14 protein-coding genes and 1 tRNA gene are annotated in these 13,115 nt (G+C 70.0%); 5 read left to right on the forward strand and 10 right to left on the reverse strand.

Annotated features, from left to right (window positions below; translation table 11 throughout):
• Nucleotides 1-130: 130 nt before the first annotated feature.
• Together parC and recO are read right to left on the reverse strand one after the other, a co-directional pair.
• A complete protein-coding gene (gene parC, locus ACE101_RS20625; RefSeq protein WP_379133459.1) occupies nucleotides 131-2,377 on the reverse strand; it encodes a DNA topoisomerase IV subunit A in 2,247 nt (748 codons plus the stop codon).
• A 53-nt stretch (nucleotides 2,378-2,430) separates the two neighbouring features.
• Nucleotides 2,431-3,171 (reverse strand): DNA repair protein RecO, encoded by a 741-nt coding sequence (gene recO / locus ACE101_RS20630; protein WP_379138816.1) that lies wholly within the window; start codon nucleotides 3,169-3,171, stop codon nucleotides 2,431-2,433.
• A 272-nt stretch (nucleotides 3,172-3,443) separates the two neighbouring features.
• Here recO and ACE101_RS20635 point away from each other — a divergent pair, with 272 nt between their 5' ends.
• Nucleotides 3,444-4,364 carry a chemotaxis protein CheA gene (locus ACE101_RS20635; protein ID WP_379138819.1) on the forward strand — a complete coding sequence of 307 codons (921 nt, stop codon included), beginning with the start codon at nucleotides 3,444-3,446 and terminating at the stop codon, nucleotides 4,362-4,364.
• Between the two features lie 25 nt (nucleotides 4,365-4,389).
• On the opposite strand, the gene ACE101_RS20640 is transcribed toward ACE101_RS20635, so the two are convergent.
• The 3 genes from ACE101_RS20640 to ACE101_RS20650 form a co-directional block, all read right to left on the reverse strand.
• Nucleotides 4,390-6,102 (reverse strand): calcineurin-like phosphoesterase C-terminal domain-containing protein, encoded by a 1,713-nt coding sequence (locus tag ACE101_RS20640; RefSeq protein ID WP_379133461.1) that lies wholly within the window; start codon nucleotides 6,100-6,102, stop codon nucleotides 4,390-4,392.
• A gap of 62 nt (nucleotides 6,103-6,164) precedes the next feature.
• Nucleotides 6,165-6,359 carry a DNA gyrase inhibitor YacG gene (locus ACE101_RS20645; RefSeq protein WP_379133463.1) on the reverse strand — a complete coding sequence of 65 codons (195 nt, stop codon included), beginning with the start codon at nucleotides 6,357-6,359 and terminating at the stop codon, nucleotides 6,165-6,167.
• A 7-nt stretch (nucleotides 6,360-6,366) separates the two neighbouring features.
• Nucleotides 6,367-7,014 carry a Maf-like protein gene (locus ACE101_RS20650; RefSeq protein ID WP_379133466.1) on the reverse strand — a complete coding sequence of 216 codons (648 nt, stop codon included), beginning with the start codon at nucleotides 7,012-7,014 and terminating at the stop codon, nucleotides 6,367-6,369.
• 188 nt (nucleotides 7,015-7,202) lie between these two features.
• On the opposite strand from ACE101_RS20650, the gene ACE101_RS20655 reads away from it, so the two are divergent.
• Nucleotides 7,203-7,277: transfer RNA gene (locus ACE101_RS20655), tRNA-Gly, on the forward strand.
• Nucleotides 7,278-7,581: 304 nt separating this feature from the next.
• On the opposite strand, the gene ACE101_RS20660 is transcribed toward ACE101_RS20655, so the two are convergent.
• Nucleotides 7,582-8,397, reverse strand: coding sequence for a hypothetical protein (locus tag ACE101_RS20660; RefSeq protein WP_379133468.1), 816 nt, complete (start codon nucleotides 8,395-8,397; stop codon nucleotides 7,582-7,584).
• A gap of 25 nt (nucleotides 8,398-8,422) precedes the next feature.
• Between ACE101_RS20660 and ACE101_RS20665 the strand changes: the two genes are divergently transcribed.
• Entirely contained in the window at nucleotides 8,423-8,971 is a 549-nt protein-coding gene (locus ACE101_RS20665) for a hypothetical protein (RefSeq protein WP_379133470.1), read from the forward strand.
• Nucleotides 8,972-9,068: 97 nt separating this feature from the next.
• On the opposite strand, the gene ACE101_RS20670 is transcribed toward ACE101_RS20665, so the two are convergent.
• Nucleotides 9,069-9,680, reverse strand: coding sequence for a hypothetical protein (locus ACE101_RS20670; protein ID WP_379133472.1), 612 nt, complete (start codon nucleotides 9,678-9,680; stop codon nucleotides 9,069-9,071).
• A 102-nt stretch (nucleotides 9,681-9,782) separates the two neighbouring features.
• A complete protein-coding gene (locus ACE101_RS20675) occupies nucleotides 9,783-10,172 on the reverse strand; it encodes a hypothetical protein (protein ID WP_379133475.1) in 390 nt (129 codons plus the stop codon).
• Nucleotides 10,173-10,925: 753 nt separating this feature from the next.
• On the opposite strand from ACE101_RS20675, the gene ACE101_RS20680 reads away from it, so the two are divergent.
• Complete coding sequence (locus ACE101_RS20680; protein WP_379133478.1) at nucleotides 10,926-11,210, forward strand: hypothetical protein; 285 nt, start codon at nucleotides 10,926-10,928, stop codon at nucleotides 11,208-11,210.
• A gap of 317 nt (nucleotides 11,211-11,527) precedes the next feature.
• Nucleotides 11,528-12,163 carry a transglutaminase-like cysteine peptidase gene (locus ACE101_RS20685; RefSeq protein WP_379133480.1) on the forward strand — a complete coding sequence of 212 codons (636 nt, stop codon included), beginning with the start codon at nucleotides 11,528-11,530 and terminating at the stop codon, nucleotides 12,161-12,163.
• Here the strand turns inward: ACE101_RS20685 and ACE101_RS20690 are convergent.
• Nucleotides 12,147-12,458 (reverse strand): hypothetical protein, encoded by a 312-nt coding sequence (locus ACE101_RS20690; RefSeq protein WP_379133483.1) that lies wholly within the window; start codon nucleotides 12,456-12,458, stop codon nucleotides 12,147-12,149. The genes ACE101_RS20685 and ACE101_RS20690 overlap by 17 nt on opposite strands.
• 207 nt (nucleotides 12,459-12,665) lie before the next feature.
• Nucleotides 12,666-13,091 carry an alternative ribosome rescue aminoacyl-tRNA hydrolase ArfB gene (gene arfB, locus ACE101_RS20695; protein WP_379133486.1) on the reverse strand — a complete coding sequence of 142 codons (426 nt, stop codon included), beginning with the start codon at nucleotides 13,089-13,091 and terminating at the stop codon, nucleotides 12,666-12,668.
• Nucleotides 13,092-13,115: the final 24 nt, after the last annotated feature.

Genomic DNA, 13,115 nt, shown 5'->3' on the forward strand with positions numbered 1-13,115 from the left:
CATTCCCCGCTCGGGGCGAGTGACGACCTTCAAACATCACCGGACGAGGCGCGATTTCTCCTCTCCCCGTCTGCGGGGAGAGGAGATGCACACGGCCGAAGTGCGTCGATGTGCGACCTGTCCCCCGCCGCTACAGCCGGTTGCTCCGCGGGAAGCCGCGCGGCGCCATGGTGCCCACCGTGCCCCGGTGGCCGATCCACTTGGCCAGCTCCTCGCCGACGACCGTCCGCGTGCGGCCGGCGCTGTCGGGCCAGGTCAGGCCCTCGGCCAGCTTGAACACGCCCAGATAGGCGAGCGTGCTCTCGCGGTAGCGTTGCAGGCGCACGCCCTTGCCGCGGGCCATCTCGGGGATCTCGGTGAGCGGGAAGACCACGAGCAGGCGGTTCTCGCCGCAGGCCACGACGTGGTCGCCCTCCCCCACCTCGACGCAATGCGTGACGACCGCGTCCCCGTCGAGGGCGATGACCTGCTTGCCCTTTCGGGTATTCGCCACCAGCCCGTCCGTGGCGGTCGTGAAGCCGCGCCCGTCGCTCGTCCCGAACAGGAGCTTCGTCCCCGCCCGGTAGGGCCAGACCGTCACGATGTCGCTGCCCTCGTCGAGATCGGCCATCAGCCGGATCGGATCGCCGAAGCCGCGCCCGCCCGGCAGCTTCGCGGCGTCGAGCGTGAACACCTTGCCGTTCGTCGCCAGCACGAGGAGCTTCGCCGTCGTCTCGGTGGGGAAGCTGAGCTTGAGCGCGTCGTCGCCCTTGAACTGCACGCCCGAGAGATCGGCCACGTGGCCCTTGAGCGCCCGAATCCAGCCCTTCTGCGACACGATCACGGTGATCGGCTCGCGCTCGATCATCGCCTCGGCGAGGTCGATGTCGGAGGTGTCCGGCGGGTTCTCCAGGGTGGTGCGGCGGCGGCCGAGCGGCGTCTCCGGCCCGAAGGTCTTCTTCACCGCCCGCACCTGCGCGGCGATGGACTTCCATTGCAGCGGCTCGGAGTCGAGCAGGGCGTCAAGGTCGGCCTTCTCGGCGGTGAGGGCCGCCTGCTCGCGCTTCAGCTCCATCTCCTCCAGCTTGCGCAGGGAGCGCAGCCGCGTGTCGAGGATGGCGTTCGCCTGCACCTCGGTGAGCTGGAAGTAGCGCATCAGCTCGGCCTTCGGCTCGTCCTCCTCGCGGATGATCCGGATGACCTGATCGAGGTCGAGATAGACGATGAGGAGGCCGCCGAGGATCTCCAGCCGCCTCTCGATCTGCCCGAGGCGGTGGCGGGAGCGGCGCTGGAGCACCACGCGGCGGTGGTCGAGCCACGCGCGCAGGGCCTCGGCGAGGCCGACCACCCGCGGCACCTGCCCGCTCACCAGCACGTTCATGTTGAGGGAGAAGCGGCTCTCCAGTTCGGTGAGCCGGAACAGCGATTCCATCAGCACGACCGGATCCACCGTGCGGGAGCGCGGTTCCAGCACGACGCGCACGTCCTCCGCCGATTCGTCGCGGACATCGGCGAGGAGCGGCAGCTTCTTCTCGGTGAGCAGCTCGGCCATCTTCTCGATGAGCCGCGCCTTCGGCACGCCGTAGGGAATCTCCGTGACCACCACCTGCCACGCGCCGCGGCCGAGATCCTCCTTCGTCCAGCGTGCGCGGACCCGGAAGCCGCCCCGCCCGGTGCGGTAGGCCTCGGCGATCGCCGCCGCGGAATCGACCACGATGCCGCCGGTGGGGAAGTCCGGCCCCTTCACGAAGGAGGTGAGCTGCTCGGAGGTCGCGCCCGGATGCGTGATCAGGTAGAGCGCCGCGTCGCAGAGTTCGGCCGCGTTGTGCGGCGGGATCGAGGTCGCCATGCCGACCGCGATCCCCTGCGAGCCGTTGGCGAGCAGGTTCGGGAAGGCCCCCGGCAGGACGACCGGCTCGTCCTTCTCGCCGTTGTAGCTCGGGCGGAAATCGACCGCGTCCTCGTCGATGCCGTCGAGGAGGAGGCGCGCCACCTCCGTCAGCCGCGCCTCGGTGTAGCGGTAGGCGGCCGGGCCGTCGCCGTCGATGTTGCCGAAATTGCCCTGGCCGTCGACCAGCGGGTAGCGCTGCGCGAAATCCTGGCTCAGGCGCACCAGCGCGTCGTAGATCGCCTGGTCGCCGTGCGGGTGGAAGTCACCCATCACGTCGCCGACGATCTTCGCGCATTTCTTGAAGGCCGTATTCGGATCGAGGCGCAGCAGGCGCATCCCGTAGAGGATGCGGCGATGGACGGGCTTGAGCCCGTCGCGCGCATCGGGCAGGGCCCGGTGCATGATGGTCGAGAGCGCGTAGGCGAGGTAGCGCTCCTCCAGCGCGGCCTTCAGCTCGACGTTCTCGATCCCGTCGCGATCGGATGGCGGCTCGAACGGCTTGCCCATGACTCCGTCAGCTCATTGGTGTCCGGTTTCGAGGCCGGAACATAACACGAACATCAACCGGCATCCGCGGTGCCGAGTGCGACGAATCGCTCACGCTCCTCGGGCGGCGCGAGACCGCGCGGCTGCCAGACATGCTGGTCCAGGAAATATCCCGTCAAGGTAAACCCCTGACGAACGTCGCGCGCGGTCGGCGTGGCGCCGGTGCCGCCGGATCCGCGCGGGACGAGGAAATCCGGCAGGGCGAGGAGCCGGTCGCGCCAGGGTTCGCCGGCCTCGGCGCTGACGGCGCGCCCGCTCTTCGGCGAGACGTAGGCAAGATAGGCGTTGGAGCCCGTCGCTGCGCAGGCCGAGAGATCGAGGCCGAAGCCGAGTTCGGCCAGGATCGCGAGTTCGAACCGCACCATCAGGGCGGGGGCGACGGCTGCGTCGGTGAGATGCGCGATCAGCACCTGGGCGGCGGCGTAGAGGTTCGGATGCGGGTCGCGCTCCGGCAGGAGCCGCAGCAGGGCGGCCGCGTGGGAGAGGCCGTAGAGGGCGAGGCGCGAGCCCATCAGCCGGCCGGCCGCACTCTCGACCGGCTCCACGGTGAAGTGACCCAGGCCGTCGTCGAGGCGCGCGCGCCAGACCGCCCGCACGCGATTGCCGGGTTGCAGCACGGGTTGCATGCGCCGCGAGCGTCCCCCCTGGACGAGGCCGCGATGGCGCCCATGCTCGGCCGTCATCAGCTCGAGGATGACGCTCGTCTCCCCGTGCCGCCGTGCCCCCAGGACGAGGCCCTCGTCGCTCCATTGCATGAGGACGACATAGACCATCGGCCCCGGCAGAGGGGAGCCGATTTCGCGATGATGCCGATGCGGCCCGCGGCGCCCGGCCCCGGGCCGGACCGCGCATCCGGACGGCGAGGTGTTGCAAAACCGCACGGGCCGGGCTTGCCGACGTGGCGGCGCGCTAACGGATTCGTGAGTTGTGCCCGCTATTTCCGTGAAGCTGCCCGTCGCTCGACATCTTCGCGCCTGATTCGCAGGGATGCTGTCAAGCGGGGAGGCAAGGGACGAGGGCCGTGAGCATGATGTCCGTGGAGATCGATCCGACCGAGCGGCGCGAGACCAAGCCGGCGCGCCTCGCCTGGCGCGGCCCGGTGCTGATCGCGGCCGCCGGGCTCGGCGGGGTCGTCGCGCTCGGCGCCCTCGCCTATCCGGCCGTCTCGGCTCTGATGGAGCCGCGCGCGAGCGGGATCCGCGTCGGCCCGGTCCGCGAGATGCCGGAGATCAAGGACGGCGTTCCGGCCCTGCGCGCGGATGGCACCGAGGCTCCGCGGGTGCGCACGGTGGCGATTCCGCCGGCGAGCCCGGTCGAGAAGCCCGCGGAGGCCGCGCCGGTCGCGCCGGTTCCCGCCCGCGCGGACAGCCTCGTGACCGGCACGCTCAATCCGCCCCAGCACTTCGAGCGTGCGCTGCCGGCTGGGCCCGACGCCAAGCTCGCGGAATCCAAGCCCACGGAATCCAGGTCCACGGAATCCAAGCCTGTCGAGGCCAAGGCTGCGGAACCCAAGGTCACGGAGTCCAAGGCCAGCGAGGCCAAGGCTGTCGGGGCCAAGCCTGTCGATCTCAAGCCCGTCGAGCCGAAGCCGGTGGCGGTGAAGCCCGCCCAGCCGAAGCCGGCCGCGCCTGCCCCCGAGACCCACGAGGCCGCGGCCAAGCCGGCTGCGCCCGTCAAGGCGGCGGTCAAGCCGGAGAAGCCCGCGCCGAAGCCCGTCGCCAAGTCGGAGAAGCCCGAACCGGCGAAGATCACGGCGGCCAAGCCGCCCGCCAAGTCGGCCACGACCCGGACGGCGGCGGCCGAACCGGCCCCCGCGGCGCCCGCCGAGCCCGAGCCGAGAACCTTCCTCGGCCTCCCCGTTCCGGATCTCGCGCCGGCCGGGAAGGCGATCAAGGACACGGTGGATGCGGTGGGCGACGCGGTGATCAACTTCCCCAAGCGGCTGTGAGGGCGCACCGCGGCCCGCGCCGGGCTCAGATCCGCCGCGGACCGGCCTCGCCCGCCAGCACCTCCAGGACAATCCCGGCCTCGTGGCGGCGGCCGTACTCGTCGGTCGCCTCGACGCTGACGCGGTGCGTGCCCGGGCCGAGATCCCGCGGTAGCCGGGCGGTCCAGACATGCGTGGAGGGCTCGGCCTTCACCCACGGCTTCTTGGTCGCGGCGTTCCGGGCATAGAGCGCGGCCACGAAGGGATCCGGCCGGCGCGTGCGCACCATGTCGATCGCCGCGCCGCCGTTGATGCGGAAGCACAGGCGGCTCTTCGGCCCGCCATCGAAGAAGTTCACGACGAGATCGGTGGTGCCGACCGATTCGGCGGGAATCGGCGATCCGAACAGCTCGTTCAGCCGGGTGTCGGGCAGGTTGGCGACGTCCTCGCCGTGGAACTGGCTCTCCAGCACGATCCGCATCTGCCGGGCGCCGTCCTCGCTCGCCGGAACGTAGCGGGTGGTGTAGTCGCGCCCGCTCCGGATGCTCAGCACGTGGAAGCCGTGGGGCGTACCGTCCCGGCTGTCGGCGGTGGCGATGCCGCGGCGGTCGAGGGGCCCGCTCCACCAGGAGCCGGACACGGCGGTGAGCACGTGGTGGTGATGCGCCTGCGGCCCCGACGCGCCGGGCCGGCCCTCCGCATCGAGGTAGTGGTGCTCGGTGGTGTGCGTGTGGCCCGCGATGCTGAAGGATGGACGCCCCGCGAGGAGGCGCAGCAGGGCGGCCCGGTCGGTGGTGCTGATTCGCGGATCGTCGGGACCGAGATCGGTGGCGAGGGGGATGTGCGAGGCCACCACGACGAGGCGGTCGCGCGGGGTCTCGCGCAGCACCGCCTCCACGAAGGCGAGCTGCGCCTCCCCGATGCGGCCCTCGTAGGTCCCGCCGCGCGCCGCCGAGCCCGTGGCGGCTCCCCGGTAATGGACGTTGTCCAGCATCAGGAACAGCACGCCGCCGTGGTTGAAGGCGTAGTACGGCGCCCCGTAGGCGCGCTTGAAGGTCTCGCGGCTGTGGCGGGCGTCGGGGGCCTCGAAGTTGAGGTCGTGATTGCCGCCGATGTGGTACCAGGGCACGCCGACCCGCCCGATGATCCGGTTCTGCCGGGCATAGAGCGACAGATCGTCGAACAGCACGTCGCCGGTGGTCAGGCCGAAGGCGGCCTTGATCCCCATGGCGCGGGTGACGGCGGTGTCGCGGACGTAGCCGAGCTCGGCATGGCTCTCGGGCTGCGGATCCGTGAACAGGATGACATCGAAATCCCCGCTCTCCTCCGCGCGGGTGAGGCCGAAATCGATCGAGGCCGGCAGCGGCCCGGTGGGCGCGATTCCCGCGAAGCGCAGGTTCAGCGCCGCGGGCGTCCCGGCCGGGTGGTGCAGATAGGCGAAGCGCGGGATGTTGTCGGCGTCCCGCTTCAGGGCGTAGCCGTTCGGCTTGATCACGAAAATCGCCGTCTCGTCGCCGATCGGCAGCGTGTAGCGGCCCTGCGCATCGGTGCGCACCACCTCGCGCCCGTTCGACACCAGCACGTCCGGGATGCCCGGATCCTCGGCCCCGCGGCGCCCGCCTCCGGAGCGGTCCTCGTACACCACGCCGCTCGCCTGCGCGGCGGCCGTCTCCTGCGCGCCGGCCCCCCGCGGGGCCAGGGCGAGGGCCGCCGCACCGGCCACGGTCTCGCGCCGCGTCAGCGTCATCCGTTCGCTCATCCGCCGTCTCCCTTTGCCGGCTCCTTCAAGCACGGGTGGTTGAAAACCGGATGACGGCGGCCTCAGCGTTCGCCCTCGTCCTCGGAGCCGAGGGCGTCGTCCTCGCGGCCGGGAATGGCGTAGCGGCCGCTGAACCAGCGCTGCAGGTCGACATCGGCGCACCGCTTCGAGCAGAAGGGCCGGAGCTTCGGATCCGCCGGCTTGCCGCAGATCGGGCAAGGGGCGGCGAGCTTGTCGTCGGGAGTGTCTGCGGTCACGGCAGCCTCACGCGGCGGCGCGCCAGGCGCCGCGGACGGGATAGCCTTCCCCCTCGAGAAGGGCGATGGTCTCGTAGAGCGGCAACCCGACCACCGCGCTGTAGGATCCCACCAGCTTGACCACGAAGCCCCCAGCGAGCCCCTGGATGGCGTAGCCGCCCGCCTTGCCCCGCCACTCGCCGCTCGCCACGTAGGCTTCGATCTCCCGCGTGGCGAGGCGCTTGAAGCGCACTCGGGTCTCGACGAGGCGCTCGCGGGTGCGGTCGCGCGGGCCGGCGATGCAGACGGCGGTGTAGACGCGGTGCGTGCGGCCCGAGAGCAGGCGCATGCAGGCCTCGGCCTCGTCGGCGACCTCGGGCTTGGGCAGGATGCGCCGGCCGACCGCGACCACGGTGTCGGCCGACACCACGTAGGCGCCGCTCAGATCCTCGCCGTGACGGGCGGCGGCGACGGCGACGTCGAGCTTGGCGCGGGCGAGGCGCCGGGCCAGCTCCCGCGGGCGCTCGCCCTTGAGCGGCGTCTCGTCGAGGTCGGCCGGCAGCAGGGCATCCGGCTCGATGCCGGCCTGCTGCAGCAGCGCGAGGCGCCGCGGCGAGGCCGAGGCAAGCACGAGCTTGGGGCGTGAGCCCGAGGCAGGCGGAGAAGACTCGGTCATGGCGCGCCCTGGGTGATCGGGGGGTCGTCTCGGCGAGACGCACCTGCCCTATCTCGCGCCCGCCGTCCAGCCACGCCGCGCCGCACCGCACACCCCCGTGGACAAACCCGCCTGCACTGCGTATGGTCCAGCCGACTCGGACGGGCGCCCCGCGCCGCCGGGTTCGATCGGGCCTCGCAGGGTCCGATGCGGGCGTAGTTCAGTGGTAGAACGTCAGCTTCCCAAGCTGAATGTCGTCGGTTCGATCCCGATCGCCCGCTCCAACTCCCTGATTCACATTTCGAGCAGATCGTCGCGGCATTCCTGGCCTCGGCGATGATCCCTGCCGCTTGCGCGGGGGCAGCCGCGAAAGCGGAGGCGCCACGGGCGACACGTCGCTCGTCCTTGTGTTGCGCCAAGGTCTGTCACGGAGAATCAAGCGAGGAAGAGCAGCCTGAATAAGGTGCGGGCACCGGCGCGGCGCCGAGGGAGGGATTCAGGAACGGAGGCTGCCGAGACGGCAGATCGAGGTGCAACGGCGCAAGTGGCGCCGGTGACGATCGACGAGCGGGGACTGCGACGATGGGGTCAGACGCGGGATCCACTTCTCCGGCTCCTGAGACGGCCGTCATCGACCCGCCGCGGCCCAGGAGATGGGGAGGTCTCGCCCTCGTCGTCGCCCTCCTGCTCTGCGCCGCTGGCGTGTTCGCGGTCGCTCATTTCTGGTCGCCGCACGCCAACCTGCGGGTCACGACGGGGCCGCCGGGCAGCGCCGCCTACCGCTTCATCACGGCCTTCGTGTCGGTCTCCAAAGTTCAGCACCCCCGCGTCAACCTTGAACTCGTGCAGGTGAGCGACCTCGCCGGGAGCGCCAAGGCGCTCGAGGAGGGCCGGACCGATCTTGCGATCGTGCGCAGCGACGCGGCACCACCCGCCAACGCCCAGACCATCGTGATTCTGCGCAGGGACGTCGTTGCCTTCGTCCTGCCGCCCCAAAGCCATGTCAGCTCCGTCGCGAACCTGGCGGGCCAGGTCATCGGCATTCCGGCCGGGCCGCTGCAAGCCTCCAATGCCGAGGTTCTCGACGCGGTTCTGTCCTATTTCGACGTGCCTGCGAAGGACGTCGGCAGGATCTTCCTGTCGGTGGACGATCTCGCCCAAGCCGTCCGGCAGAAGAAGCTCGCGGCGGTGCTCGCAGTCGGCCCCATGGCGCCCGGCGAGGCCGTCGACGTGGTCGCCGCGATCGCACGCGCGACCAAGGGGGACACCGGGAATCCTCGGGCTCGACGAGGCGGAGAGCATCGGCAAGCGTTTCCCGGGCTTCGAGTCGATCGACGTGCCGGCCGGAGCGTTCCGGGCGAGGCCGGCGACGCCGAGCGACACCGTCACGACGCTCGCCGTCACCTATCGGTTCGCCGCCTCGGAACTGATGCCCAACGTGGTCGCCGCGGCCATCGCCCGTTCGATCCTGACCACGAAGACCAAGCTCGCGGCCCTGACTCCGCTCGCCAACCAGATCGAGGCGCCCGATCCCGACGACAAGAGCCCGACCCTGCCCGTCCACCCGGGTGTCGCAGCCTACCTGAGCGACGGGGACCGGAGTTTCTTCGACCAGTTCCAGCAATACTTCTACGTCGGTGGGCTCGTGATCAGTCTCGCCGGGTCGTTCTTCGCGGCCGCATCGGCCCAGTGGAACCGGCGACGGTCGGAGGCCGGTTGGCAGCCGATCAAGCGGCTGGTCGAGATTGCCGACACGGCGCCGCAAGCCGACCTGCCAGGGCTTGCCGCGTTGGAGAACGAGTTTCACCAGCTCGTCTCGGCGGTCCTGGGCCGCTCGCCGGAGGGCGGCAACACCGATCGGATGTCCGCTTTCTCGACAGCCCTGGCGCATGCGCGGCACGCCCTCGACCAGCGGCGCGCGAGCCTTGGTCCGGAGACGGGATCCCGGCCCGCACCCACGCTCGTCGCCACCCATTGAGGGACGATCGGCCGGCCCTCGTCGCACGTGCTCCGGCTGGGCCTTTCACCCCATGGAACGCGGTCACGGGCGCAACGCTTGGCGCACCTCCGAACGGCTACGTGGCCGCCCGTGGGCCGACGAGAAGGGAGCGCAATCGGTCCTCGCCGAGCACGCGACCAAGCTCGCGGTAGGCGAAGTACGGGATCAGGGCGACGAACATCACCCATGCGAGCGTAGCCAGCCCGGCCGGGCCCCCCGCGATCTCGGGCAGGACCTCGCCCACGGCCTTCCCGTGCCACGCTCCCACCAGCACCTCCTCCAGCGCATAGGCCGCGACCAGGACGACGGTGAAGGCCAGGGCGCGATAGAGGATCAGAGTGGCGAGTCGTCCCTCCTCCAGGCGGCGGCCGACGACGGACGACCCCAAGCCCGAAGACTCCGCGATCAGCATCATCTTGGCGAATACCAGAGCGTTGATGAGGCCAAGCGCATAGAAGTGGTGGCTCGGAAAATGCGGGACCTCCTGATCGACGCGGGCATATATGTTGAGACAAAACAGGATCAGGGTGCCGAAGATGACGATCAGATAGAGAGCGAACCACAGGTAACGCTCGGCCTCGTCGATTGCGCGGCGAACGACCGTCCGCCCGGGTCTCTGCGTGTTGGAATTCGCGGAGTTCGTGGGCGGTGAAGCCGGGGTCTCGGCTCGATCGGACAGGGCGCTCATGGACCGCCTCCTGACGGAATCGGGACAGGAGCAGGCGGTGCGGGGCCGCCGGCGGCACGGCTCGGAATCGTCACTCCGGCCATGGATGCGGGGCTCCGGCTCTCACCCGGCCTGACAGCGCTGATAGCTCTGAAGACTTTTGAAGTCCGGCCCCAGCGAGACCACGTTGCTCTCCCTCGAGACGAGGATCAGGTTCGCGATCGACGGCTGCGGCGACTCACCGGTCGAGCAGCGCATATGGGCGGAATAGATCGGGCCGGCCCGGCCTGCGGTCTCGTCGACCCAATCGATCGTGCATCGTGAGTCCGCGCGGGCGTAATCCGACGCGGTGATCGAGAGGGCCGGCTGATCATTGTTGATGCACGATTGGCCGGCCGGGACCCACTGGCCCCAGAACGTCTCCGGGACAGCTCTGTGACGCTTGATGTCCGCGGTCGCTGCGTGGGAGGCGACCAGGAGTGGGATGGCCGCAGCCATGCCGATGACCCGCATGCATGCCCCCTGTCTCTCGTCACTGCGTTCAGGCTCATCGCCGCCTGCGCCGGATATCCGGCCGATCTCGGGAACGGTTGCGCGTCAGGATGGCCTTCCGTGGGAGGAGCTTCGATCGTGCGACGCCGTCTTTCGCCGGGACCGCCGGTCGACGCTGCCGTTACGCTTGGGCGAACCCGGTGACGCCCGCCGGATCTGCCAGCAAGCCTCATTGAATATGGGCCGGCCCCCTGCCGCTTGATCGCCGGAGACAGCGGCGGTTCGGACGAAACGATGGCCAGCCGCCAGTCGCCAGTCGCCAAGCGTCGTTGCGGACGTTCAAGCCTGGGTTGAGGCGGAATGCGGTCGCCTGCCTTCGAACGAAAAGCCTGGCTCCTGCTCTGCCGATCGGAGACATAAGCCGTCCGGCACCTTCCAAGACGAGGGCCGCGTGCCCCGATCGGATCAGGGTCAGCGCCACGCACATGCGCGGCGCGTAGGCGGCGGCGCGGCAGGAGCACGGACCGGCGCCGGCGATCGTCGCGGGCGCAGACGGGGCGGCCATGATGTCCGGTGTCGGACGTCAGGGTCAGGCAAGTCCAGGCGGGACTTGGCGGATGAAGCAATTTATTTCAAACGGTGAAGCAATTTAGTTCATACGCATCAATGCATGATCCGATCGATCTAGATCAAATGCTTGATTGCGTCCGCGTGCCCGATCGATATTTATGGGATTAAATTGCTAGCAATTGGTTGCAGCGAGAGAGGAGGTCCATGATTGCCTCGATGTTTCACAAGCCTGTGCGCCTGAATAATGGCACGGATGACAGGGACGGCTGTCTGCTGTTCTTCCAGGACGAGCTGATCTGTGTGCTCGTGCAGCTCTCGGCCACGACCCGCGAGGAGACGGGCGTGAACGGGCACTGGTTCATCGAGGCGGGCTTCGGCCCCTGCCACGTCGGACCGGCTGCGAGCCCGATCTTCGGGACGATCGATGAAGTCAAATCGTGGGCCGCCAAGCGGTTGAGCTGCGGGCGGGCAGACGCGGATCTCTGCTGAGACCGGCGCCCGGTCCACCGGATCGCCGTTCCCGCCGTCGCCGGCCCATTCCGGCCCACGGCCAGCCAATCCGTATCCTTGTGCAGAGAACCCGGCCGAGGGAACGCGCCCAAGGGAACACGCCCAAGGGAGCCCGCTCGAGCAAACCCGACGAAGGAAATCCAGCCGCGACGCCCGGAGCCGCCGTCCCGCACCCCTCCCTCCGGGGCTGTGGACGAACGGGGGCGCCTGTTAACCCTAGCTTAACCACTCCATTGCCGGCGTCCTGATCCCGTGTCACCAAGGCTTAACGAAAGCTTAACGGGACGGGCAGGCAGATGCGGAGCACGGATCGGAGCCGGGGCGTCGTCAAGACCGCCGTCCTCATCGCCAGCCTCCTGATCGCCCCGCAGGCGAGCGGCCAGACCCTGGCCGCCCTGCCCCAGGCCACCGCGCTGGCCTCCGTCGCCGGCGACACGAAGCCGATCCCCGCCTGGGTGGATTTCTGCCAGCGCTACGCGTCGGAATGCGCGGTGGATGCCGGCGAGCCCGACCTGATCAGCCTCAGCCCGCGCCTGTGGCAGACGATCTCCACGATCAACCGCAGCGTGAACGCTCGCATCCGCCCCCTCACCGATCAGGAGCATTGGGGCGTGCCCGATCGCTGGGACCTCGCCGAGGACGGCAGCGGCGATTGCGAGGATTACCAGCTGCTCAAGCGCAAGCTGCTCGCCGAGAGCGGCCTGCCCCGCCGGGCCATGCGCATGACCGTGGTGATCGACGAGAAGGGCGAGGGCCACGCCGTGCTGATGCTGCGCACCGACCGCGGCGACCTCGTGCTCGACAACAAGACCAGCGCCGTGCTGCCCTGGCACCGCACCGGCTACACCTACATCAAGCGCGAGTCCCAGGACGCCGTCGCATGGGTCTCGCTGGGCCGCGCGGTCGGGCCGCTCGTCACCGCGAATCGCTGATCGCCAAGTGAAGCCCGGCTTGGTGAAGCCCGGCTTGGTGAAGCCCGGCTTGGTGAAGCCCGGCTTGACGCGCCTCTTCAGCGAAGGCTGCGGTGGCGTGCGTCCAGGGAGCCTGCAGGACCACCCGCACCGGAGCGCGATCGACCAAGTCCCCGGACGGGTGGATCGTCGGATCGAGCCCCGGCCGCAATCCCAGTGCGGCGGCGCCGTCGCCGCCCGCCACCATCAGCACGCCCAGCCACAGCATTCCGACGCCGAGAGCCTCCGCCCCCAGCCGCACGCATCCCCGCTTCATCGGATCGACCTCGTCCCTGCCCGCGGCGGCCTTGTTGAGACCAGGCGCTCGCGTGGACGGCATCGTCCCGCACGGGACTTAACGGTGCCCCTTCAGCGATGAAAGGCTGGCCTCGTCTTCCCGGCAAGTGCGGATCGTGCTGAATCGTTCGTCATGCGGCGCGCCGGGACTTCGGATCTCCGCGTCTCGACAGGGTGACGTGTTCGTTTACTCTGATCCCGGGGCGCTGCCGCGCAGGCGCTTGACGCTGCCGCGCCGCGTCTTGGCGTCGAGGCGCCGGGTCTTCGACGCGAGGGTCGGGCGGGTTGGGCGGCGCGGCTTCGGCGGCACGGCGGCCTCGCGCACCAGCTCGGCGAGCCGCTCGCGCGCCTCGGCGCGGTTGCGCTCCTGCGTGCGATGCGCCTGCGCGGTGATCACCAGCACGCCGTCCGCCGTCAGCCGCCGGCCGGCCAGCTTCATCAGGCGGATCGCCACCGCGTTCGGCAGCGAGGGCGAGCGGCGCACGTCGAAGCGCAGCTGCACCGCCGTCGCGACCTTGTTGACGTTCTGGCCGCCCGGCCCGGAGGCGCGCACGAAGCTCTCCTCCAGCTCGGCCTCGTCGATGATGATGGAGGGCGTGCATTCGAGGCTCAACGAGGCGTCTCCCGCGCGGTCGGG

Origin of the sequence: Methylobacterium carpenticola, from assembly GCF_042748905.1 — a bacterium.
Classification (GTDB): Bacteria; Pseudomonadota; Alphaproteobacteria; order Rhizobiales; family Beijerinckiaceae; genus Methylobacterium; species Methylobacterium carpenticola.